The sequence below is a fragment of the Ruegeria sp. BHSA118 genome, from assembly GCF_059613405.1.
This window is the reverse complement of sequence record NZ_JBXWSM010000025.1, coordinates 32274-54173: the sequence shown is the minus strand read 5'-3', so window position 1 is coordinate 54173 and position 21900 is coordinate 32274. Positions and strand designations below refer to the sequence as shown.

Below are 21900 nucleotides of genomic sequence, written 5' to 3'. Positions count from 1 at the left end.
GGTGGCGAGTTGCTGAGCGTCTTCGTACCCACGACACCCAACCCGACATCTGGGTTTCTGCTGTTCTTCCCCGCAGAAGACGTGATCCTGCTGGACATGAGTATCGAAGACGCCGCCAAACTGGTGATTTCGGCTGGGCTTGTCTATCCGAATGGAAAAGACCCGACACAGCCGCCCGAGTGATCAGCTGAACATCGCAGGCAGATCAATTGTGCTGGTCTGACCCAAATCGTTCTTGTGGTTGGCAAGAAAACCGTCTGCGGCGTTCCGTCCAGCCTGTTTCAGCTTGTGCAGAATGACCGGATTGGGCACGGTTTTGGTGGCAACAGACAGGCTGTTCATCAAGTCGTTATCTGCAATCATGTGAACCAGCACGCGGCTCATCTCTCCGGCCGTCAGCTTGCCTTCTTTCAACAACCGCTGGACAAAGCTGATCGCCCGCAACTCTCGAAAAAGGGATGAGTTGAAGCTGATCTCGTTGATCCGGTTCTGGATTTGCTGCGGCGTGATCGGAACTTCGTCGCGCTCCAGAGGATTGATGTTCACGATCACCACGTCATCCGGCAAATCATCGTTGAACAGCGGATAGAGTGCCGGATTGCCGGTATACCCTCCGTCCCAATAGGCTTCGGTCCGGTTTGTCTTCGGGTCAAAAATCTCAACCGCCTTGAACAGGGTCGGCAAACAGGCCGAGGCCAGGATGACGTCCGTGCTGATCTCGTCGCCGGTAAAGACGCGGATCTTGCCGCTGCGTACGCAGGTGGCACACACAAACAGGCGCGGGCCTTCATCTGCGCACACCTCGTCAAAATCGAACCTGTCCACCACCGGCTTCAAGGGGTTGCTGTAGAACGGCCCATACGCATAGGGCGACACCATCCGCGACCAGGCATCCCCGATCGAAAACGGCACAGAATATTCCATCGCCTGCGCAATGGCCGCCGGTTCCAGGCCGCGAAACCAGTTGGCGAAACGCATGTCGCCAATAGCGCCCATGCGTTTCCACAACCCGTCCAGACGCGCCCGCGCACCTTCGCGCCCGGAATGAACCATACCAGATTTGTAGGCCGCCCCGTTCAGCGCCCCTGCGGAAGTACCGGTAATGGCAGCGACCTCGATGTCGTCCTCGTCCAAAAGACGATCAAGCACACCCCAGGTGAACGCCCCATGCGCCCCACCCCCCTGCAAAGCCAGATTGATCCGCTTCATGCCGCAACCCCTTCATCTTCTCCAAAATACTCCGGGGGTGTGGGGGCAGCGCCCCCACGAAACCTCAAAGCGCAGTCCAGCCACCATCGACAGAAATTGTGGTGCCGGTGATCTGAGCCGCCGCGTCCGAACACAGAAAGACAGTCGTTCCACCCAGTTGCTCGACCGTGGCAAACTCCTTGGACGGTTGCCGTTCCAAAAGAATGTTCTTCACAACGTCCTCACGGCTCATGTTGTATTCTTTCATCGTGTCGGGGATCTGCGCCTCGACCAGCGGCGTCAGCACATATCCCGGACAGATGGCATTGCAGGTGATCGGCTCCTGCGCGGTTTCCAGCGCTACTGTCTTGGTCATTCCCACCACGCCGTGCTTGGCCGCAACATATGCCGCCTTGAAAGGGGATGCCGTCAGACCGTGGGCCGAGGCGATGTTCACCACACGTCCCCAACCTGCCTTGCGCATCATTGGCAAAGCGGCCGCCGTGGTGTGAAAGGCCGAGTTCATGTTGATTGCGATAATCGCGTCCCATTTATCAACCGGGAATTTGTCGATCGGTGAGACATGCTGAATCCCGGCATTGTTCACCAGAATGTCACAAGACCCCGCCTGTTCGATCAAGGATCGGCATTCCTCGCCCTTGGACATGTCGGCCTTGATATAGCGCGCATTGGTCCCGGTCTCTTTCGCAATCTGCGCGGCAAGCGCGTGATCTTCATCGCGATCGGTAAAGGAATTCAGAACCACATCGGCACCGGCCTTGGCCAGTTCGCGTGCGACGCCCAGGCCGATGCCCGAATTTGATCCCGTGATGATTGCCGTTTTGCCGGACAGGCTCATGTCCATTCTCCCTTAAGCGTTGATCAGGCGCACCATGCCATGCTGCACCTGCAAAGAAAACGGGGAAACATGCAGGATTGAATTACCGGTCTGAGACTTCCACAGGCAAAAAAAACGCCCGCACGAAGCGGGCGTTAAGTTATTGAGGCAGGTTTCATACAGGCAAGAAACCTATCGAGCAGTGCAACCTTTATAAGCAATTCTGCGCCTTGGTCCAAGCTAAAAGTTTGATAATAAGAAAAATCATCACTACGGTGAACACCAACAAAATAAGGCCAGAGCAGGATTGTTTCCAAAATGAGCCCGGATTTTCTCCGTCCGTTTCGATCACTTGTGGCGGGAATCGCCAGCATTTTCGTGATCTCTGTCGCCCATGCAGAATCGTCTCATGGCATAGCTATGTATGGGGACCCGGCCCTACCACCGGATTTTGTGTCACTCCCATACGCCAACCCGGATGCGCCCAAAGGCGGCAAAGCCGTGTTCGGAAACACGGGCGGCTTTAACAGCCTGAACCCGTTTTTGCAAAAAGGCACCTCGCCATGGCAATTGCCGTTCTGGACGCACGAAAGCCTGATGGGCCGGTCCTGGGACGAACCTTTCACACTTTACGGGCTGTTAGCCGAATCAGTTGAGACCGATCCAGACCGGTCCTGGGTCGAATTCACCCTGCGGGAGGAGGTGCGGTTTTCCGACGGCAGTCCGGTCACGGTCGATGATGTGATCTGGTCCTACGAAACGTTGGGCACGCAGGGGCATCTGCGCTATCGCGGGCTTTGGGGCAAGATCGACAGTATCGAACAAACCGGCCCGCGTTCGGTGCGGATCACGTTCAATGAACCCGACCGAGAGCTTGCGCTGCTGGCCGGGATGCGCCCGATCCTGAAAAAGGCGCAATGGGAGGGCAAGGATTTCGCGGATGCGCAACTGCATGATGTGCCGATTGGAACCGGCCCCTATGTGATCGAAAGCTACGAAGCAGGACGCTTTGTGAATCTGCGACGCAATCCGGACTATTGGGGGAACGACATCCCGTTTCGCCGCGGCACCATGAACCTTGATGAGCTGAGGATCGAATTCTACGGCGACGGCAGCGTCTTGTTCGAAGCGTTCAAGGCCGGAGAGCTTTCAGCCGTGCGTGAGTTCAATGCCGACAAATGGGACACGCAATACAACTTCCCCGCCGTGCAACGGGGCGATGTCATCAAGACCGAAATTCCGCATGGAAAACCTGCGGGAATGACCGGGTTCGTAATGAACACACGAAAGGCTCCGTTCGACGACTGGCGCGTGCGCGAAGCGCTGACGCTTGCGTTCAACTTCGAATTCATCAACGACACGGTAACCGGTGGTGCTCAACCAAGGATCACGTCTTATTTCTCGGGGTCCGACCTTGCCATGCAGCCCGGCCCGGCCCAGGGGCAGGTAAAAGACCTGTTGCTTCCTTATGCTGACATCCTGTTGCCCGGCACGCTGGAAGGGTATGAACTGCCGAAGGGTGACGGGTCGGCCCGAAACCGGGCAAACCTCCGCAAGGCCGCCGGACTTTTGACCGAGGCAGGCTGGACCGTTCAGGATGGCGTGCTGCGCAATGCAAATGGTGATCCCTTTCAGATGACTTTCCTACTGCAACAGGGTGACAGCGAGATGGCAACCGTGGTCGAGATTTATTCCCGCGCGCTGGAACGTCTTGGCATCCGGGTCACGACGGAACAGGTCGACAATGCTCAATATGTCGGGCGCACGTCTGAACTGGACTTTGACGTCACGACGTTCCGCCGGGCGCTTTCCCTGTCTCCTGGCAATGAACAGCGTCTTTATTGGGGCAGCGAAACTGCTGATGCCCCCGGCACTCGCAACCTGATGGGCGTATCTTCGCCCGCAGTTGATGCCATGATCGATGCCATGCTGGCCTCAAAAACCCGCCAGGACTTTACCGCGGCCACCCGCGCGCTGGACCGGGTACTGACGGCAGGTCGCTATGTCATCCCGATCTGGAGCTTCGACATCGGGCGCATCGCGCATGTCAAAGAGCTGAAGTACCCGGAAACCCTGCCCATCTATGGCGACGGCCCGCAATACATGCCCGAAGTCTGGTGGTACGACGCCCGGTAAAAGGCGTGAACCCAAGACCAACCGATGCACAATTGAAACCGGCTGGTCTTTTCGATGGGGGTTTCCAGGCGACCGAAGCTCGAAGTTTCACCTGTTCAATGCAGTCTGCGTTCGGGAAATTTCCGCCAATCGGCAAAATTCAGCACATTGCCATCCCGCACAAGATATCGTGTGACAGCATTCGAAGCGCCGCAATCAGCAAACAGCATCGTCACACGCAGGCGATACGGCATGATACGCTTTGAAACAATTTTACTCCTCGAGAAAACCTGTATATAGAAGGCGCATTTAGGCTTAATAACGGGCTGGCGATGACCCCGGCTCTCTGCCTGCCGGGACACCCCGGCGCGCCGGATCACAGAACAACCGGGCCCGCCACCACTCACACCAAATGTAGGCCCGTCGGCCCGTTGCGGAAACTTCGCAGCGGGCGCAAATCTCCCTTAAAAAAGCGCGGTTCAGCGCTGCGACATTTTGTCATGTCTTACGTGGCGGCACCCTATCCGTACTCTGGTGTGGGGGAGAGCAGTCCTAATCGTTGCTAAGGGAAGCTCATTGATGATGAACTGGACCGATCTTACAAACGACTGGAATGCGGCATGCGAACGCGCAAAGCGGCGATTTCCGAACCTGCGTGACAAGGACATGATGCGCGTGTTGAAGGATCGAAAAGGGTTTGAAGCCTATTTGGCCGAGCGTCACCAACTCACGATGAACGAGGCCCATGAAGAGGTCGAAGATTTCCTGTTCACCGAAGGGCTGAACCGGGAATTCAGCAGAACCGCTTTAGGCAAGTGATGTAACCCAAAGGATCGTCGCGTCTTCGTCACTGACGGAAATCACGTTGTGGCCCATGCTGCCGTCGTAATACGCGCTGTCCCCTCTGCGCATCTCAACCGGCTCGTAAAACTCGGTGTAAAGCTTGACGACACCGGTCAGCACATACATGAATTCTTCGCCGTCATGGCGCACCCAGCCGTCAAATTCATCCATTGACCTTGCGCGGACCCGCGCACGATAGGGCAGCATTTGCTTCTTGGTCAGGGTTTCGGCCAGCAACTCATGTTCATAGGTTGTGGTGGCATGAGCCGTACCGTCGCCCACACGGGTGATCGCCATGCGTCCGATCACCTGATCGCGCTGGGGCGGCGTAAACAGTTGCGGAACAGAAATCTCCAGCCCGGTCGCAAGCTTCTTGAGCGCGTCGTAAGTCGGCGACATCTGCCCGTTTTCAATCTTGCTGAGGGTCGAGCGTGCCAATCCGGCCTGACTGGCGGCCTGTTCCAATGTCCATTTCCGCGCTTTGCGCAGCTCTCGCACACGTGCGCCAAGGTCCAGCGGTTCGACATCGGTATGGCCGCCAGAGTCGCGGGCAATTCGGATCAGAGATTTGGGATCTTGAGTGCTCATGACCCTTCTATAGGCCCGGCCAGCCACGCTTGCAACGCGACAGGCGGCGCGATAGCCAGAGGCCATGTTGTCAATCTTCGATCAGGGGTCACCCGCACCCTGCCCCACGCCATTCAATCTGGCGGCTCACGTTCTGGGCCGCGCCGATCACGCGCCGGACAAGGTGGCCTTATCGATATTGCGCCCGAACGGCGCGCAGGACTGGACCTATCGCGATTTGAAAACTGCCGTGCTGGGCACAGGCGCGGGGCTGCTGCGGGCCGGGTTGAAACCCGGTGATATTGCCCTGATGCGGTTGGGAAACACGGTGGATTTCCCGATTGCCTATCTGGGGGCAATTGCTGTCGGCATCGTACCGGTGCCGACATCGTCACAACTGACGGAACCCGAAACCGCAAAGATGATCGACGAGCTTTCTCCGGCGGTGATTCTGCGTGATCCGGGCGTTGCCTGCGCCTCGCATTCCAAGCAGATCGGGCTGGACGCGCTGAAAGCGATGCGAAACCTGCCCCCGGCAGGATTTGAAGTGGGCGATCCGGAACGTATGGGCTATGTCGTCTATACTTCTGGAACCTCGGGCAAGCCTCGTGCCGTGGCCCATGCCCACCGGGCAATCTGGGCGCGGCAGATGATGGTAGATGGCTGGTACGGCCTTCGCGAGACCGACCGGCTGTGTCACGCCGGAGCTTTCAACTGGACCTATACGCTGGGCACCGGCCTGATGGATCCATGGACCATGGGCGCAACTGCCCTGATCCCAGCGCCCGGCACCGAAATCACGGCCCTGCCTGCCCTGCTGCGACAGCATGGCGCAACGATCTTTGCAGCGGCCCCCGGGTTTTATCGCAAGATGGTGCAAGGGCGCGATCGGATGGATCTGCCAGACCTGCGCCACGGCTTGTGCGCGGGTGAGAAACTGTCGCGCGCGCTGCACGAACAATGGCGCAACGCCAGCGGCACCGAGTTGTTCGAGGCTTATGGCATGTCCGAATGCTCTACCTTCATTTCCTCCAGCCCGGACCATCCTGCGCGCGGCGACGCATTGGGACAACCGCAACCGGGGCGTCGTGTGGCGATCCTTGGTCCTGACGGTCCGGTGCCGCAGGGACAAGAAGGCACTATCGCCATTCACCGCTCTGACCCCGGTTTGATGCTGACCTATCTCAACGCACCCGACGAGGTTGAAACGCGGATGCAGGGAGAGTGGTTTCTGACCGGCGATCAGGGGGCCATGACCGTGGATGGTCAAATCAGCTATCTGGGCCGCGACGACGATATGATGAACGCGGGTGGCTATCGCGTGTCCCCGGTCGAGGTCGAAGCCGCCCTGTCCCGATTTCCGGGCATCACTCAGGTCGGCGCCGCGGCGGTCGAGGTCAAACCGGACACGTTTGTGATAGCGGCCTTCTACACGGGCCCGGAAAAACTGGACGATGCGGCCTTGCGCACCTATGTCGAAGCCAACCTGGCGCGTTACAAACAACCACGCGCCTTCATCCATCTGCCAGCCCTGCCGACCGGCGGAAACGGCAAACTCCTGCGCCGGGCGCTGCCGGCCTATTTCGAGGCACCAACAAAATGACCCAGACCGTCAAGCTCGACATCCTGTCCGATCCGATCTGCCCGTGGTGCTATATCGGCAAGACTCATCTGGACAAGGCGCTGGCCAACGTACCCGACCACCCTTTTGTCATTGAATGGCATCCGTTCCAGTTGAACCCCGACATGCCGGCTGCCGGAATGGATCGGCGCGAGTATCTCGAGCGCAAGTTCGGCGGCAAGGACGGTGCCGTGCGAGCTTACGCGCCCGTGGTAGAACATGCCGAAAACGCGGGTCTGAAAATCGACTTCGAAAGCATGAAGCGCACACCCAATACTCAGGATGCGCATCGTCTGATCCACTGGGCTGGCATCGAAGGCAAACAGAATGCGGTCGTCGACGCGCTGTTTGACGCCTATTTCGTGCAGGGCCGCGACATCGGCGACCATGAGGTGCTGGCCGATATCGCAGACAGCGCCGGAATGGACGCTGCTGTGGTTATGAAGCTGCTGAAATCAGACGCTGACCGCGACGAAATCCGCAATCGCGATGCTCATTCCCGCAAAATGGGCGTGAGCTCGGTCCCAACCTTCATTGTCGCAAACCAACACGCAGTTCCCGGTGCCCAACCTCCTGAAATGTGGGAGAAAGTGATCGCTGAAATCATGTCTCAACTTGAGGGCTCCCCTGCAGAATAGCACAGAGGTCTGTGCAAAATTCCAGTCTGGCCTATGCCGACCCGCCGTGATAGCGCGAACGGGTTAGGAGTTCTTCATGGCCAATCGCATGTCGAAGGCAGAATTCATTGCACTGATTGCAATGATGTTCGCCACCATCGCCTTTTCGATCGATTCAATGCTGCCTGCGCTACCCGAGATCGGCGCGCAACTCAGCCCCGATGACGTCAACCGTGCCCAACTGATCCTGACGTCATTTGTGTTGGGCATGGGGATCGGCACGTTTTTCACCGGCCCTCTCTCGGATACGCTGGGACGCAAGCCGGTTATTTACGGCGGCGCGGCTTTGTACATTGCAGCCTCAGCGGTTGCATGGGCCAGTTCTTCACTGGAACTGGTCTTGATTGCACGTGTGGTTCAGGGCCTGGGCGCCGCAGGTCCGCGCGTGGTGGCCATGGCGATTATTCGCGACTTGTATTCAGGCCGCGAAATGGCGCGTATCATCTCAATAGCGATGATGATTTTCACGTTGATACCTGCGGCGGCACCGATGCTGGGCGCCGGTGTGATCGCTTTGTTCGGATGGCGCGGAATCTTTGTATCCTTCATTCTGTTTGCGTTGATCATCATTTCCTGGATGGGCCTTCGGCTGCCGGAATCTCTGGCCCGTGAAAACCGTCGTCCATTCCGCATTCCGTTGATGTTTTCCGCCACGAAAGAGATGTTTGCTCATCCGACCGTGCGCCTTTCGATCATGGTTCAGACCCTGTGCATGGGGGTGCTGTTCACTATGCTGACAATGGTTCAGCCCGTTTATGACGTAATCCACGACCGCGCCGAAAGCTTTCCATTCTGGTTCGGGTTCGTGGCACTGATGTCCGGGTCGGCCAGTTTGTTGAACGCGGCACTTGTGGTGCGTGTGGGCATGCGCCGGATGGTGACATGGGCGCTGGGGGGGCAAATCCTGATTACCACCTTTGTCATGACCCTGAACGCAGCGCATCTTTCGCCAGACGCCTCATTCGCACTGTTCGTGTTCTGGCAAACCATGGTGTTTTTCATGGCCGGCGTGACGCTGGGCAACCTGAACGCCATCGCAATGGAGCCGATGGGGCATATTGCCGGAATGGCAGCCTCGGTCATCGGATCGATTTCGACTGTACTGGCCGCCGCCATCGCCGCACCGATCGGGCTGTTGTTCGACGGTTCGATCACGCCTTTGACCTTCGGCATCCTGAGCATGTGCATTCTGGCCTTCGGGCTTATGCTGCATATGGGCCGCGTCGAAGAGCGTCTGCCAGCCTGATCTGTGCGACTCGTCAGAAACACGCTACCCTCGGCGTGAACCAAGCGGAGGGCTTCTGATGCGTGAATACTATGATCTGGGCAGCTATTCCTGTCCGGTAACGACCTCCGTTCCCGAGGCTCAGCTGTGGTTCGATCGCGGCCTGAACTGGACCTATGGGTACAATCACGAAGAAGCCGTTGTTTGTTTCCAGCGCGCCGCCGAACATGACCCCCAATGCGCCATGGCATATTGGGGCGTCGCCTACGCGGCGGGACCGAATTACAACCTGCCATGGGATTTGCAGGACGAGCGGGGACGCAGCAAGGCGCTGGCGCTGGCTTATGATGCCATGCAAAACGCCCTTCGACTGGCTGACGGCTGTACCCCTGTCGAGCAAGCTCTGATCCGAGCCCTCCCTGCGCGATATCCGCAACGAGATCCGGCAGAGGACATGCACCGGTGGGATCACGATTTTGCCGATGCGATGCGCGCAGCATTCGCTGCGCACCCCGAGCACGCGGATCTGCGCACGATCTACGTCGAGGCGCTTTTGAACCTGACGCCCTGGAAAATGTGGGACCTGCAAACAGGCCAACCGGCAGAAGGCGCTGCAACGCTTGAAGCGCAAGAGGCGTTGGAATGGGCCATGGCCAACGATCCGGCCGTCATGTCGCATCCCGGCCTGCTGCACCTTTATGTTCACCTGATGGAGATGTCGCCCACGCCGGAAAAAGCCCTGAAGGCCGGTGACGTCCTGCGCACATTGGTACCTGACGCGGGGCACCTGGTGCATATGCCGACACATATTGATGTGCTGTGCGGCCACTACCACAACGTGGTGCAGTGGAACGAAAAAGCCTCGGATGCCGATCTGAAGTATTACGAACGCGAAGGCGCGTTCAATATCTACACCGGCTACCGCCAACACAACTATCACTTCGCCATCTATGGCGCGCTGTTTCTGGGGCAGATCGAACCTGCCCTGCGCGCCAATCAGGGTTTGTGGGATACAACGCCTGAGGAGATGCTGCGCATCGAAAGCCCCCCAATGGCGGATTACTTTGAAAGCTACATGTCCATGGGGCCGCACATCCTGATCCGCTTTGGCCGCTGGGACGAGGCCAAGGCACTGGAACTGCCCTCAGACCCAGACCTGTTCCGCACCCTGACGGCCACAACACACTACGCGCGCGCCATCGCTCATGCAGCAACCGGTGATATCGCCAATGCCGAGGCCGAAGAAAATCTGTTTCTTGCCGCCAAAGAATGCGTTCCGGAAACACGCAGGCTGCACAACAACCGTGTGATTGACCTGCTGGAAATTGCGCGGGAAATGCTGCGCGGTGAGATCGAGTACCGCAAGGGCAAGTTTGAAATCGCGTTTGCCCATCTGCGCCGCTCGGTCGAGCTGGACGATACCTTGCCCTATGACGAACCCTGGGGATGGATGCAGCCCACCCGCCACGCGCTTGGCGCATTGCTGTTCGAACAAGGTCATGCGGCAGAAGCAGAGGCCGTCTATCGCGAAGATCTTGGCCTTGGCGGCTCGCTCAGCCGCGCTTCGATCCATCCCGACAACGTGTGGAGCCTGAAGGGGCTATACGATTGCCTCAAAGCCCGCGGGGAAAATGTTGAAATCTTACAGATAAAGCAACGCCTCGACTTGGCTTTGGCCCGCGCTGACCGCGCAGTTGCAGCGTCCTGTTTCTGTGCGCAGGCTGCAATGCGTGTTTAGGGAGGGATCGCGCTGCCGCGCGATGCCTCCGGCGGGGATATTTTTAGCCAGATGAAGCTGGGATCCGTTACTTCATCTGGCCGCAAATATCCCGGGGGAGATGCGCGGAACGCGCAGCGGGGGCAGAGCCCCATCTTGCCTGTCAACCAGCCTTGGTCTTCTTCTTTTCCGCGACCACTTTTTCAGCAAGGTCGCGGGCAATCGCAAAGGCCCCTTTGATCTTGTCGCTGTCTTTCTTCCAATCCCGGCGCACCACGATCTTGTTATCCTTGACCTTGGCCATGCCGCGCTGGTTCTGAATGAATTCAACCAATCCCTGAGGCGATGCGAACTTGTCATTATGGAACTGGATCGTCGCGCCTTTCGGGCCTCCGTCCAGCTTGGCGATGCCCGCCCGTTTGCACATGGCCTTGATGCGTACGACCAGCATCAGGGTATTCACCTCTTTCGGCAATTTGCCGAAACGGTCGATCAATTCCGCGGCAAAACCTTCCAGTTCCACCTTGGTCGACAGCGACGACAGGCGGCGGTAGAGGCCGAGACGAACATCCAGATCGGGCACGTAATCATCGGGAATCAGAACCGGCACGCCCAGATTGATCTGTGGGGCCCATTGGTCGTCAGCATCTGAAAGGCCCTCCATCTCGCCGGCCTTGATCTTGGCAATCGCTTCTTCCAGCATGGATTGGTAGAGCTCGTACCCCACATCGCGCATCTGGCCAGACTGCTCTTCGCCCAGCAGATTGCCTGCGCCGCGAATGTCGAGGTCCTGGCTGGCCAGAGTGAACCCGGCACCCAGCGTATCCAGCGAGCCCAGAACCCGCAGGCGTTTCTCGGCAGTGGCGGTCAGTTTCTGTCGTGGCTTGGTGGTCAGATAGGCATAGGCGCGGGTTTTGGACCGCCCCACCCGGCCCCGGATCTGGTAAAGCTGCGCAAGACCGAACATATCGGCGCGGTGCACGACCATCGTGTTCGCCGTCGGAATGTCCAAACCGCTTTCCACAATTGTCGTCGCCAGCAGCACATCATACTTACCGTCGTAAAACGCGTTCATTCGGTCATCGAGTTCACCCGCCGCCATCTGCCCGTGGGCCACGACATAGGTCAGTTCAGGCAGCTGGCTTTTCAGGAACTCCTCGATCTCGGGCAGGTCCGAGATGCGCGGGACCACGTAGAAACTCTGCCCGCCGCGATAGTGTTCGCGCAGCAGCGCCTCTCGGATCGTGACCGCGTCGAATTCGCTGACATAGGTTCTGATCGCCAGACGGTCGATGGGCGGTGTGCCGATGATTGACAGATCGCGCACCCCGGTCAGCGACAATTGCAAGGTTCGCGGAATCGGGGTTGCGGTCAGGGTGAGAACATGGATGTCACTGCGCAGTTGCTTCAAACGTTCTTTGTGACCCACGCCGAAATGCTGTTCTTCGTCGATGATCAGCAGGCCGAGATTCTGGAACCGTATGTTCTTGGCTAGCAGCGCATGGGTCCCGATCACGATATCGACCGTGCCGCGCGCCAGTCCCTCTCGGGTCTGCTGCGCGTCTTTGGCCGACACGAAACGCGACAATTGCCGCACTTCCAGAGGGAAGCCGCGGAACCGTTCCCTGAAGCTTGCAGCATGCTGTCGGGCCAGCAATGTTGTCGGTGCCACGACCGCAACCTGAACGCCGGACATGGCGGCAACAAAGGCGGCGCGCATGGCGACCTCGGTCTTGCCAAAGCCGACGTCACCACAGATCAGCCTGTCCATCGGCGCGCCCGAGTGCATATCCTCCATCACCTCGGCGATAGCGCGCAACTGATCATCGGTTTCCTGATAGGGGAAACGCGCGCTGAATTCCTCCCACGCGTGCGGCGGTGGGTCCATCACGGGGGCTTTACGCAGCGCACGTTCCGCCGCGATGCGGATCAGCTTGTCCGCCATCTCTCGGATGCGCTCTTTCAGCTTGGCCTTCTTGGCCTGCCAGGCGCCACCGCCGAGGCGATCCAAAAGCCCTTCGTCATGGCCGTATTTCGACAGCAGTTCGATGTTTTCGACCGGTAGGTACAGCTTTGCTTGCTCGGCATATTCCAGCAACAGGCATTCATGGGCGGCTCCGGCGGCCGTGACGACCTCCATCCCCATGTATCGACCGATGCCGTGATCCACATGCACCACCAGATCACCGGGGCTCAGGGATTGGGTCTCGGTCAGGAAATTCTCGGCCTTGCGGCGCTTTTTGGGTTGGCGGATCAGCCTGTCGCCCAGAACGTCCTGTTCCGCAATCACCGTCAGGTCAGGCGTCTCGAAACCGTGTTCCAGCGCCCAGACGGCAAGGTGCAGGCCGCGCTTTCCGATGCGCGTTCCATTGGCAATGGGAATCGCCTCGGCCAGACCTTCATCCTCGATCAGGCCGGTCAGACGTTCGCGCGCACCTTCTGAATAGGACGCGATCAGCACCGGACCTTTGTCAAGCTTGGCGGTGATGTGGCTGGCCAATGCACCGAACAGGCTGATGCTTTCCTGCTGACGTTCCGGGGCAAAGTTGCGCCCGATCCGCCCGCCCGCATCGATGACACCCGGGCCAGAGGCCTGCGGCAAGGGGCTGAACTGCATGACACGCCGATCCGCGACGGCCGCCTCCCACGCGGCATCATCCAGATACAGCAGCCCCGGAGGTGTGGGCTTATAGACCGTATCCATGCGGGATCGGTTTTCCAGCGCCAGACGCCGGGTTTCGTATTGATCGGCAATCGTATCCCAGCGCGCAAGCCGCGCGGGCGTGACCTGATCGTCCACCGTGATCGTCGCATCCGGCAGGTAGTCGAATAGAGTTTCCAGTTTCTCATGAAAGAACGGCAACCAGTGCTCGATGCCCTGATGTTTGCGGCCTGCTGTGACGGCCTCGTACAGCGGGTCGTCAGTGCCTGCCGCGCCGAACTCAATCCGATAGTTCTGGCGGAACCGCGTGATGGCAGCATCATCCAGAATGACCTCGGACACGGGCGCAAGTTCAACCACGTCCAGCTTTTCGGTCGTGCGCTGAGACACGGGATCAAAACGGCGCGCGCCGTCCAGTACGTCTCCGAACAGGTCCAGACGGACGGGGCCCGATTCACCCGGCGGGAAGATGTCGATGATACCGCCGCGAATGGCGTAATCGCCCGGCTCCATCACGGTGGGGCTTTGCGTGAAGCCCATGCGCACCAGGAAGTTGCGCAACGCGGCCTCATCAATGCGCTGATCGACGCGGGCGGTAAACGCCGCCTCGCGCAGCACGTCTCGCGCCGGGACGCGTTGCGTCGCCGCATTCAATGTCGTCAACAACACGAATTTCTGCGGCATCTGGTGAACCAGCGCCGCCAGCGTGGCAACACGGGCCGCTGAAATGTCGGCATTGGGGGACACCCGGTCATAGGGCAGACAATCCCAGCCCGGAAACACGAAGACCGGCATGTCGGGGGCAAAGAAGGCCAGCGCGGCGCGCATCGCCTCCATCCGCTTGTCGTCACGTGCGACATGGGCCACCGGCCCGTTGCTGCGGGCAATTTCGTTCAGCACAAGCTGCGCGTCAAACCCTTCAGGGGCGCCGCCAACTGTCACGTGGTTCGGAGCCTTCATCGCCTCGCCTTTCAGATTTTGCTATCCCAGAACGCCAATCGAGATGTTCTGATACATGCCCCAGAACGAAGTGACCAGTATCGAGATCATGCCAATGATCTGGGTATAGAGCCGGCAGCGCGCAATGGTTTTCGAAACGGAATCGAGCGTCAGTTCCTGCCGCCGCAATCGTCGCGCGTGCACGATGTTCACCACCAGAACAAGCGTCAATGGAAACAGAAGAAGGAACACGGCCTGCGCGAATTCAACACCGTAATAGAACCCAAGCGTGGCCAGACCAGTGAACAGAAAACACCCGAATGCCAACAGGATGGTGCCTGACATGTCGACGATCAACAGGATCCGGTTGGTGTGTATGCGCACGATGTCCAGAAGGTCGATCTCGACCTGCCCGCCAATGCGTCGGGCACGCACCACCAGATCGTAGGGAATGCCCATTACCCAGTGACTCGCCGATGACCAGACAACCGCCAGCACGATCCAGAACCAAAGATTCGAAAAGCTGCGCATGTCGATGACTTCAAAGATCGAAGAGTACCAGTCCAAACCCAACCCTTTATTCAAACCACTCAGGGAGGTTCTGCCACGCTGCCGCGTCCATTGATACCCTTGAGACCTTTGTGAATTCATGCCACCCAATGCACGAATGTTCAAGGAGAACGCGCCATGAAACCGACCATTGCCCCCTATCCCATGACCCGCTTTCGGCGTGCCCGTCAATCCCAGGCAATCCGCGGACTTGTGCGCGAGAATGTCTTGACCACGGACGACCTGATCTGGCCCGTTTTCGTCCGCGACGGTGAAGGGGTTGAAGAACCCGTTCCCTCGATGCCGGGCGTGGTTCGCCGGTCGGTGGATCTGATTGCAAAAGCGGCCGTCGAAGCGCAAGCGCTTGGAATCCCGGCGATATGCATCTTTCCCTACACGGATTCCGCGCTCAAGACCGAGGATTGCGCCGAGGCCTGGAACCCCGACAATCTGTCGAACCGGGCCATCCGGGCGATCAAGGCGGCAGCCCCTGACATTGCAGTGATGACGGACGTGGCGCTGGACCCGTACAATATCAATGGTCATGACGGCTATGTCGTCGACGGCGAGATCGTGAATGATCAGACCGTCGAAGCGTTGGTCAAGATGACCCTTGCCCAGGCCGATGCCGGTGCCGACATCATCGGACCGTCGGATATGATGGACGGCCGGATCGGGGAAATGCGCCGCGCATTGGAAGGCGCCGGGCATCACAACGTGATGATCCTCAGCTATGCCGCGAAATACGCCAGCGCTTTTTACGGCCCCTTCCGCGACGCCGTCGGCGCCTCGGGCGCGCTGACCGGTGACAAGAAAACCTATCAGATGGACCCGGCCAACTCGAACGAAGCCCTGCGCCTGATCGAACGCGATCTGACCGAGGGCGCGGACATGGTGATGATCAAACCCGGAATGCCCTATCTGGATATCTGCCGTCGTGTGAAAGACAGCTTTGGTGCGCCCACTTATGCCTATCAGGTATCGGGGGAATACGCGATGATCCAGGCGGCCGCGCAGAATGGCTGGATCGACGGAGAGAAGGCGATGCTGGAAAGCCTGCTGGCCTTCAAACGCGCCGGGTGCGACGGTATTCTGACCTATTTCTCGCCTCAGGTTGCCCGCATCCTACAGGGCTAAAACCCCGAAGAGTCGCAACTTTTCGCCGACATCCCCCCTTGAGCGGGCAGCTTTCCCGTGACACAACGCCCTAATCGGCGTATCCTTGCCGGCAAGATCGGGATCACCCGACACATCAGGCACAGTTACAGAGAAAAAAACCATGAGCAGTTCCAACTCCCCCCGACTGAACCGTCGCGGCTTTGCCTTGGGCATGGCAGGCCTGACCCTGACCGCTGCCTGTGGCAACGGCGTCGGCAATTCAAACTCGGCCAACATCGATGCCCGCGTCGATGCCACGCTGACCGAAATGTACAGCCGGTACCCCAACACCGTGGAAATCGCGAACAAAGCCAACGGCATGTTGGTTATGCCCCTGATTACCGACGCCGGATTGATCTTCTTTGGCGGAGCCTACGGCCAAGGCGCGCTGCGCATCAACGGCGCCACGGTCGATTACTATTCTGCAATTTCCGGAACCGCAGGTCTGCAAATCGGTGCGCAGCAATATGCGCATATCCTGTTCTTCATGACGGAAGATGCCCTGAACGATTTTCGCCGTTCCAGCGGATGGACAGCCGGTGCCGATATTGGATATGTGGTTGACGCAACCGGGAATTCCTTGTCCACGGACACGACAACACTGCGTTCGCCGGTGCTGGCGGTGGTCTTTGGCCAGGCCGGTCTTAAATTCGGCGCGACCGTCGAAGGTACGAAATACACCCGCATCATTCCGTAACCCGGATTACCACTTCCCCCTCAAACGGCCCCGTCGCAGCGTAACACTGCGGCGGGGCACTCGTTTTAACCCTTTCCACGCAGGTTCTTGCCGCGTTCCTCTTTCGGTCAGACCCACCATCCTCTAGTCTTTGTCCAACCTTCATCTGAATAAGAATCTGGGGCAGTAATGGGTCTTGTTTTCCGCTGGCTGGTGCGCATCGCGTCGGGTTTGATCATTCTGATCCTCGCCGCCGTGGGCCTTGTCTATTTTCTGGCCAGCCAATCCCTGCCGGACTATGACCAAACGCTTGCGGTCGACGGTCTGACCGCCCCGGTCGAGATCGTGCGCGACACCGCCAACGTGCCGCATATTCTGGGCCAGACCGATCCCGATGTGTTCTTTGGTTTGGGATATGCCCATGCACAGGACCGACTGTGGCAGATGACCGTCATGCGCCGTACCGCGCAAGGCCGACTGTCCGAGGTGTTTGGCCCGCGCACGCTTCACATCGACAAGCTGCTGCGCAGGTTGGACCTTTACGGGCTGGCCCACCGCTCGGTCGAGGTGCAGGACGATTATACCAAGGCCGCCTTGCGTGCCTATTCCGCCGGGGTCAATGCCCGCCTGACCGAGATCAACGAAGAGGCGCTGGGTCGCGGCGCACCCGAGATGTTCCTGTTCAACGTGCCGGTCTCGCCCTGGCAACCGGGTGACAGTATCGCGATGATCAAGCTGATGGCGCTGCAACTGTCAGGCCACCTGACCGATGAAGTTCTGCGTGCGCGTACATCCCTGATGCTGAACAACCCCGAACGTCTGGCCGATATCCTGCCCGACGTTCCCGGACCAGGGATCGCGGCGTTGCCGGAATATGCCGCCCTGTTCCCAAATCTTCCGCGGTATGCGGCGGGAACGGACGTTCCCGACACACCTCTTTCGCCCCTTCCCAAACGTGGTCTGGCCGGAGCTTCAAACGCCTGGACCGCCGCCCCGTCGCGTTCTGCAAGTGGCGGAACCCTGTTGGCCAATGACCCTCATTTGGGTTTCACTGCGCCCGGAATTTGGTACCTGGCACATCTGGGCCTGGAAAAAGGCGGTGTCATCGGGGCCTCGATCCCCGGTGTGCCCGCCATCATGACCGGACGCAGCGACCGGCTGGGATGGGGGCTTACATCCTCGTATCTTGACGATCAGGACGTTCATATCGAGCAGCTGAATCCTGACAACCCCGAGGAATACCTGACCCCGACCGGCTTCAAGGAATTCCAGACCCGCCCTTCGATCATCGAGATCAAGGGGGAAGCTCCGGTTACGCTGACCCTGCGCTGGACGGAGAACGGGCCGGTGCTGCCGGGCACGGATTACAAGCTGGAAACCATCACGCCGCCGGGCCATGTGGCATCGCTGTCCTGGACGGCGCTCAGCCCGCGGGACACGTCGATGACGGCGTCCATGGCGCTGATGAACGCCGACAACGTGGACCAGGCCATCGCGGTCGGTGAGCAGTTCACCGCGCCTTCTCAGAACCTGTCGCTGGTCGACAAGACGACCATCGGGATGAAGCTGATCGGCGCCATGCCTCGGCGTGATCCGCAAAACCAAAGCCGGGGACGTATCCCCTCGCCCGGCTGGATCGAGGCCAATCGCTGGCAAGGCCGCCTGCACTATGCCGACAACCCGGAATTCGTGGCCCCCGTCGGCGGTGTTCTGGGCAACACGAACAACAAGATCATAGACCGCCCGTTCCCGGATCACGTTTCGTATGAATGGGGCGATACGCAGCGCGTGCATCGCTGGGAGCGCCTGATGCAATCGCGCGAGGTGCACACCCGCGACAGCTTTATAGAGGCACAGCTGGACACGGTCAGCTTTACCGCGCGGTCCCTGCTGCCGCTGATCGGTGCCGATCTGTGGTTCACCGGGGCGTCGGCCCCCGAAGGTACGCCGGAACGCCAGCGTCAGATCGCGCTGTCGCTGCTGGCGGACTGGAACGGTGAGATGAACGAACACCTGCCCGAGCCGTTGATCTATGCGGCCTGGCTGCGCGCGCTGCAAATCCGGCTGATTTCGGACGAGCTTGGACCTCTGGCCAGCGAATACAAACATGTCGAACCGCTGTTCATCGAACGGGTCTATCGCGACATTGACGGCGCTGGTGTCTGGTGCGACGTGATTCAAAGCGCACCGGTCGAGACATGCACCGAGATGGCGCGGCTTGCGCTGGACGACGCGTTGATCTGGATCACAGAACGATATGGCAGCGCGCTTGAATCCCTGCGTTGGGGCGACGCGCATCAGGCAACTCATGACCATCCCGTGCTGGGCTCTGTCCCGATATTGCGGTTTTTTGTGAACATTCGCCAATCGACCAGCGGCGGCGACAACACATTGCTGCGCGGCCGAACATCGGGCGAAGGGCCTGATCCGTTCCAGAATGTGCACGGCGCCGGGTATCGCGGGGTTTATGACTTTGCCGACCCCAACAGCTCGGTCTTCATTACGGCGACCGGGCAATCGGGGCATTTCCTGTCGCGCTACTATGACGATCAGGCGCAGCTGTGGCGGCGTGGCGAATACATCCCCATGTCACTGGATCTTGATCTGGCCCGCGCCGCGGCTGTCGGGGTAACCAATCTGATCCCGCGATAATCCGCCTATTCGGCAAGTCCCCGCCCTGTTTGCCGGGGCATCGTGGCACCCACAGCTTTATTCGCCTAACATAACGGCACCGATCATGTGGGACCAAAAGGGGGCGAGTATGGCCAGCATTCGGGATACTCTGAATAACCTCGCGCGAGACTACGCAATAGCCTGGAGTTCGGGTGACCCCGATGCGGTTGCCGGCTTCTTCGCGTCAAATGGGCAGGTCACCATCAACCGGGGCGATCCGATCGAGGGGCGCGCGGCGATCGCCGACATGGCCCGAAGTTTTTACGCGGATTTTCCGGATCTCGAGCTGCGTTGCGACATGATGCGATGGGCCGGATCTCATGCCATATTTGTCTGGACCCGCGAAGGGCACCATTCCGTAACCGGCAATCACGTCACAGCGCGCGGCTGGGAAGAGTGGGAACTGACGTCAGATTACCTTGTACAATCATCATCGGGCTGGTTTGACGCTGATGACCATCAACGGCAGATTGACGGGGCTTGACTCAACGTCCGCTGGATGCGCGTTCTATCCTGTAGTCCCGCGGTATCCCCTGAGTGACCCGCGACCAGTCAGACGCTCGTGTCCGGGCCTGATGTGCATCGAAAGCCTGCTGATCTGCAAACACTTCTGACACGTTGAACCGACCCGGACAGGTCTGATCCTCGATCACGTCAAAGGATATGCAGCCCTGTTCCGCCCGGGTCAGTTTCACATGGTCCGGCAACGCCGCGCGCACCTCGTCCAGCCGGTCCGCAGGCACATCGATATGGCCGGTCAGGAACACTCTTTGGTCCGGCTTGTCAGACACGGACAGCCCTGTCGCGCAGTCTACAACGAGTCAAACTGAGCCGCCTGTTTATCGGTCCACAATACGGTGATGCGGAAACCGTCATCGGTTTGTTCTTCTGTACGCACCACATCCTGGCGGAACAACCAGGCCCGCTTGTCCCCGTCAGAGAAAGATAGATCCAATACCGCCTCACGCCGTGCACCTTGCAGATGCATCGCGATCTCGGACAGCAATGGAGCGATGCCTTCCCCGGTTACAGCCGAAATGGCCAATATCTCAGGATCTCGGTCCGCCCGCGCCAATGTCGCCTCGCGCTCATCGGCGCTCAGCAGATCTATCTTGTTCCAGACCTCAAGCCGGGGCCGCTCTTCATCAACGCCCAGTGAGGTCAGGATCGCCTCGACATCCTGCGCCTGCGCTTCTGTTTCCTCGTGGCTGATATCACGCACATGGACGATCAGATCGGCACCCAGGACCTCTTCCAGCGTGGCGCGGAATGCTGCGACCAGCTCGGTCGGAAGGTTCGAGATAAAGCCCACCGTATCCGACAGGATCACTTCGGGACCGTCGGGCAGTTGCACGCGGCGCATGGTCGGATCCAGCGTGGCGAACAGCATGTCCTTGGCCATCACCTCGGCCCCGGTCAGGTGATTGAACAGCGTGGATTTGCCCGCGTTCGTATACCCGACGAGTGCGACGATTGGATAAGGCACCTTGGCCCGGGCGGCGCGGTGCAATGTCCGGGTCTTGACCACCTTCTGCAACTGCCGCCGCAAGCGCACCAGTTGTTCGTCAATGGCGCGGCGGTCGGCTTCGATCTGGGTTTCGCCGGGTCCGCCGACAAATCCCAAACCACCGCGCTGACGTTCAAGGTGGGTCCACGCCCGTACCAGCCGCGTCCGCTGATAGCTGAGCGCCGCCATCTCGACCTGCAACACCCCTTCCCGCGTGCGGGCGCGATCGCTGAAAATCTCAAGGATCAACCCGGTCCGGTCGAGGATCTTGACCTTCCATGCCTTTTCCAGATTGCGCTGCTGTACCGGGGTCACGGGCCCGTCGATCAGAACCAGCTCAACCTCGTTGTCGCGGAAACGTTCACCAAGTTCTTCAATCTTGCCGCTGCCGAACAAATAGCCGGCTTGCGCGCGTTGAAGTCGCACGACTTCTGACCCGATCACGTCCAGATCGGGCAATGCGGCGGCCAGTGCCACCGCCTCTTCCAGCGCCGGTTCGGTGACACGGCGCTGTTCGTCTGATTTGATTTCGGGATGCAGCACCCAGGCCCGGGTGCGCGCCCGCTCATGCTCCATCAAGAGGCGTCTTCGCCCTCATACAGGTTGATCGGTTGTGATGGCATGATGGTCGAAATCGCGTGTTTGTAGACCAGCTGCGACTGTCCGTCGCGGCGCAACAATACGCAGAAATTGTCGAACCAGGTGATGACACCCTGCAATTTCACACCGTTGATCAGGAAAATCGTGACCGGAACCTTAGCTTTCCGTACATTGTTCAGGAAGGCATCCTGAAGATTCTGTCTGTCCGAAGCCATATTTTTATAATCTCGCCATTGTTCTTGCTACGCGCTGCGGACCAACGCGCTCCCTCTGGCAGAGTATGGAGTGCTACGCACAGATATTCCAGATGAAAAATCAGGCGTTAGCCGCCGCGCGATGTGCCCG

General features: G+C 59.2%; 19 protein-coding genes. 11 read left to right on the top strand and 8 right to left on the bottom strand.

Features of this window, described 5'->3' with window-relative positions:
• Positions 1–183: DUF502 domain-containing protein (locus tag AC2FNN_RS09955; protein WP_496758276.1), on the top strand; the 183-nt coding region annotated here is incomplete at its 5' end.
• On the opposite strand, the gene AC2FNN_RS09950 is transcribed toward AC2FNN_RS09955, so the two are convergent.
• Both AC2FNN_RS09950 and AC2FNN_RS09945 read right to left on the bottom strand, forming a co-directional pair.
• Positions 184–1209, bottom strand: a complete 1026-nt coding sequence (locus AC2FNN_RS09950) for a patatin-like phospholipase family protein (RefSeq protein ID WP_496758275.1) — start codon at positions 1207–1209, stop codon at positions 184–186.
• 64 nt (positions 1210–1273) lie between these two features.
• Complete coding sequence (locus AC2FNN_RS09945) at positions 1274–2047, bottom strand: 3-hydroxybutyrate dehydrogenase (protein ID WP_496758272.1); 774 nt, start codon at positions 2045–2047, stop codon at positions 1274–1276.
• A gap of 297 nt (positions 2048–2344) precedes the next feature.
• On the opposite strand from AC2FNN_RS09945, the gene AC2FNN_RS09940 reads away from it, so the two are divergent.
• Together AC2FNN_RS09940 and AC2FNN_RS09935 are read left to right on the top strand one after the other, a co-directional pair.
• Positions 2345–4162, top strand: a complete 1818-nt coding sequence (locus AC2FNN_RS09940) for an extracellular solute-binding protein (RefSeq protein WP_496758270.1) — start codon at positions 2345–2347, stop codon at positions 4160–4162.
• A gap of 558 nt (positions 4163–4720) precedes the next feature.
• Positions 4721–4960: a hypothetical protein gene (locus AC2FNN_RS09935; protein WP_170344111.1), complete on the top strand. Its 240-nt coding sequence runs from the start codon at positions 4721–4723 to the stop codon at positions 4958–4960.
• On the opposite strand, the gene AC2FNN_RS09930 is transcribed toward AC2FNN_RS09935, so the two are convergent.
• Entirely contained in the window at positions 4949–5572 is a 624-nt protein-coding gene (locus AC2FNN_RS09930) for a helix-turn-helix domain-containing protein (RefSeq protein ID WP_496758268.1), read from the bottom strand. The genes AC2FNN_RS09935 and AC2FNN_RS09930 overlap by 12 nt on opposite strands.
• Positions 5573–5636: 64 nt before the next feature.
• On the opposite strand from AC2FNN_RS09930, the gene AC2FNN_RS09925 reads away from it, so the two are divergent.
• The 4 genes from AC2FNN_RS09925 (at position 5637) to AC2FNN_RS09910 (ending at position 10812) form a co-directional block, all read left to right on the top strand.
• Positions 5637–7154 carry a class I adenylate-forming enzyme family protein gene (locus AC2FNN_RS09925; protein WP_496758266.1) on the top strand — a complete coding sequence of 506 codons (1518 nt, stop codon included), beginning with the start codon at positions 5637–5639 and terminating at the stop codon, positions 7152–7154.
• Entirely contained in the window at positions 7151–7810 is a 660-nt protein-coding gene (locus AC2FNN_RS09920; RefSeq protein ID WP_496758264.1) for a DsbA family oxidoreductase, read from the top strand. Before AC2FNN_RS09925 ends, AC2FNN_RS09920 begins: the two co-directional genes overlap by 4 nt.
• 76 nt (positions 7811–7886) lie before the next feature.
• On the top strand, positions 7887–9095 hold the full coding sequence (locus AC2FNN_RS09915; RefSeq protein WP_496758263.1) for a multidrug effflux MFS transporter: 1209 nt from the start codon (positions 7887–7889) through the stop codon (positions 9093–9095).
• 58 nt (positions 9096–9153) lie between these two features.
• Entirely contained in the window at positions 9154–10812 is a 1659-nt protein-coding gene (locus tag AC2FNN_RS09910; RefSeq protein WP_496758261.1) for a tetratricopeptide repeat protein, read from the top strand.
• Positions 10813–10954: 142 nt separating this feature from the next.
• On the opposite strand, the gene mfd is transcribed toward AC2FNN_RS09910, so the two are convergent.
• Positions 10955–14413 carry a transcription-repair coupling factor gene (gene mfd / locus AC2FNN_RS09905; protein ID WP_496758260.1) on the bottom strand — a complete coding sequence of 1153 codons (3459 nt, stop codon included), beginning with the start codon at positions 14411–14413 and terminating at the stop codon, positions 10955–10957.
• Positions 14414–14434: 21 nt separating this feature from the next.
• Entirely contained in the window at positions 14435–14959 is a 525-nt protein-coding gene (locus AC2FNN_RS09900; protein WP_496758259.1) for a component of SufBCD complex, read from the bottom strand.
• A 120-nt stretch (positions 14960–15079) separates the two neighbouring features.
• Here AC2FNN_RS09900 and hemB point away from each other — a divergent pair, with 120 nt between their 5' ends.
• The 4 genes from hemB to AC2FNN_RS09880 all read left to right on the top strand — a co-directional run bounded on the left by hemB (position 15080) and on the right by AC2FNN_RS09880 (position 19932).
• Positions 15080–16078, top strand: a complete 999-nt coding sequence (hemB, locus tag AC2FNN_RS09895) for a porphobilinogen synthase (RefSeq protein WP_496758257.1) — start codon at positions 15080–15082, stop codon at positions 16076–16078.
• A 142-nt stretch (positions 16079–16220) separates the two neighbouring features.
• On the top strand, positions 16221–16796 hold the full coding sequence (locus AC2FNN_RS09890) for a lipid-binding SYLF domain-containing protein (protein ID WP_209832950.1): 576 nt from the start codon (positions 16221–16223) through the stop codon (positions 16794–16796).
• A gap of 168 nt (positions 16797–16964) precedes the next feature.
• A complete protein-coding gene (locus AC2FNN_RS09885; protein WP_496758256.1) occupies positions 16965–19427 on the top strand; it encodes a penicillin acylase family protein in 2463 nt (820 codons plus the stop codon).
• Positions 19428–19536: 109 nt separating this feature from the next.
• On the top strand, positions 19537–19932 hold the full coding sequence (locus AC2FNN_RS09880; protein WP_496758255.1) for an SgcJ/EcaC family oxidoreductase: 396 nt from the start codon (positions 19537–19539) through the stop codon (positions 19930–19932).
• 1 nt (position 19933) lies between these two features.
• Here AC2FNN_RS09880 and AC2FNN_RS09875 read toward each other — a convergent pair whose 3' ends face one another.
• The 3 genes from AC2FNN_RS09875 to hfq are packed head-to-tail and all read right to left on the bottom strand — an operon-like array spanning position 19934 to position 21770.
• A complete protein-coding gene (locus AC2FNN_RS09875; RefSeq protein WP_496758253.1) occupies positions 19934–20239 on the bottom strand; it encodes a putative quinol monooxygenase in 306 nt (101 codons plus the stop codon).
• Positions 20240–20259: 20 nt separating this feature from the next.
• Positions 20260–21531 carry a GTPase HflX gene (gene hflX / locus AC2FNN_RS09870; RefSeq protein ID WP_496758252.1) on the bottom strand — a complete coding sequence of 424 codons (1272 nt, stop codon included), beginning with the start codon at positions 21529–21531 and terminating at the stop codon, positions 20260–20262.
• A complete protein-coding gene (gene hfq / locus AC2FNN_RS09865; protein WP_005982826.1) occupies positions 21531–21770 on the bottom strand; it encodes an RNA chaperone Hfq in 240 nt (79 codons plus the stop codon). The genes hflX and hfq overlap by 1 nt, the downstream gene beginning before the upstream one ends.
• Positions 21771–21900: the final 130 nt, after the last annotated feature.

Coding starts and splice junctions, on each gene's coding strand:
- AC2FNN_RS09940 (WP_496758270.1), top strand. CDS start 2,345: ATGAGCCCGGATTTTCTCCGTCCGTTTCGATCACTTGTGGCGGGAATC.
- AC2FNN_RS09920 (WP_496758264.1), top strand. CDS start 7,151: ATGACCCAGACCGTCAAGCTCGACATCCTGTCCGATCCGATCTGCCCG.
- AC2FNN_RS09925 (WP_496758266.1), top strand. CDS start 5,637: ATGTTGTCAATCTTCGATCAGGGGTCACCCGCACCCTGCCCCACGCCA.
- AC2FNN_RS09910 (WP_496758261.1), top strand. CDS start 9,154: ATGCGTGAATACTATGATCTGGGCAGCTATTCCTGTCCGGTAACGACC.
- AC2FNN_RS09885 (WP_496758256.1), top strand. CDS start 16,965: ATGGGTCTTGTTTTCCGCTGGCTGGTGCGCATCGCGTCGGGTTTGATC.
- hemB (WP_496758257.1), top strand. CDS start 15,080: ATGAAACCGACCATTGCCCCCTATCCCATGACCCGCTTTCGGCGTGCC.
- AC2FNN_RS09950 (WP_496758275.1), bottom strand. CDS start 1,209: ATGAAGCGGATCAATCTGGCTTTGCAGGGGGGTGGGGCGCATGGGGCG.
- AC2FNN_RS09890 (WP_209832950.1), top strand. CDS start 16,221: ATGAGCAGTTCCAACTCCCCCCGACTGAACCGTCGCGGCTTTGCCTTG.
- AC2FNN_RS09880 (WP_496758255.1), top strand. CDS start 19,537: ATGGCCAGCATTCGGGATACTCTGAATAACCTCGCGCGAGACTACGCA.
- hfq (WP_005982826.1), bottom strand. CDS start 21,770: ATGGCTTCGGACAGACAGAATCTTCAGGATGCCTTCCTGAACAATGTA.
- mfd (WP_496758260.1), bottom strand. CDS start 14,413: ATGAAGGCTCCGAACCACGTGACAGTTGGCGGCGCCCCTGAAGGGTTT.
- AC2FNN_RS09930 (WP_496758268.1), bottom strand. CDS start 5,572: ATGAGCACTCAAGATCCCAAATCTCTGATCCGAATTGCCCGCGACTCT.
- AC2FNN_RS09915 (WP_496758263.1), top strand. CDS start 7,887: ATGGCCAATCGCATGTCGAAGGCAGAATTCATTGCACTGATTGCAATG.
- hflX (WP_496758252.1), bottom strand. CDS start 21,531: ATGGAGCATGAGCGGGCGCGCACCCGGGCCTGGGTGCTGCATCCCGAA.
- AC2FNN_RS09945 (WP_496758272.1), bottom strand. CDS start 2,047: ATGAGCCTGTCCGGCAAAACGGCAATCATCACGGGATCAAATTCGGGC.
- AC2FNN_RS09935 (WP_170344111.1), top strand. CDS start 4,721: ATGATGAACTGGACCGATCTTACAAACGACTGGAATGCGGCATGCGAA.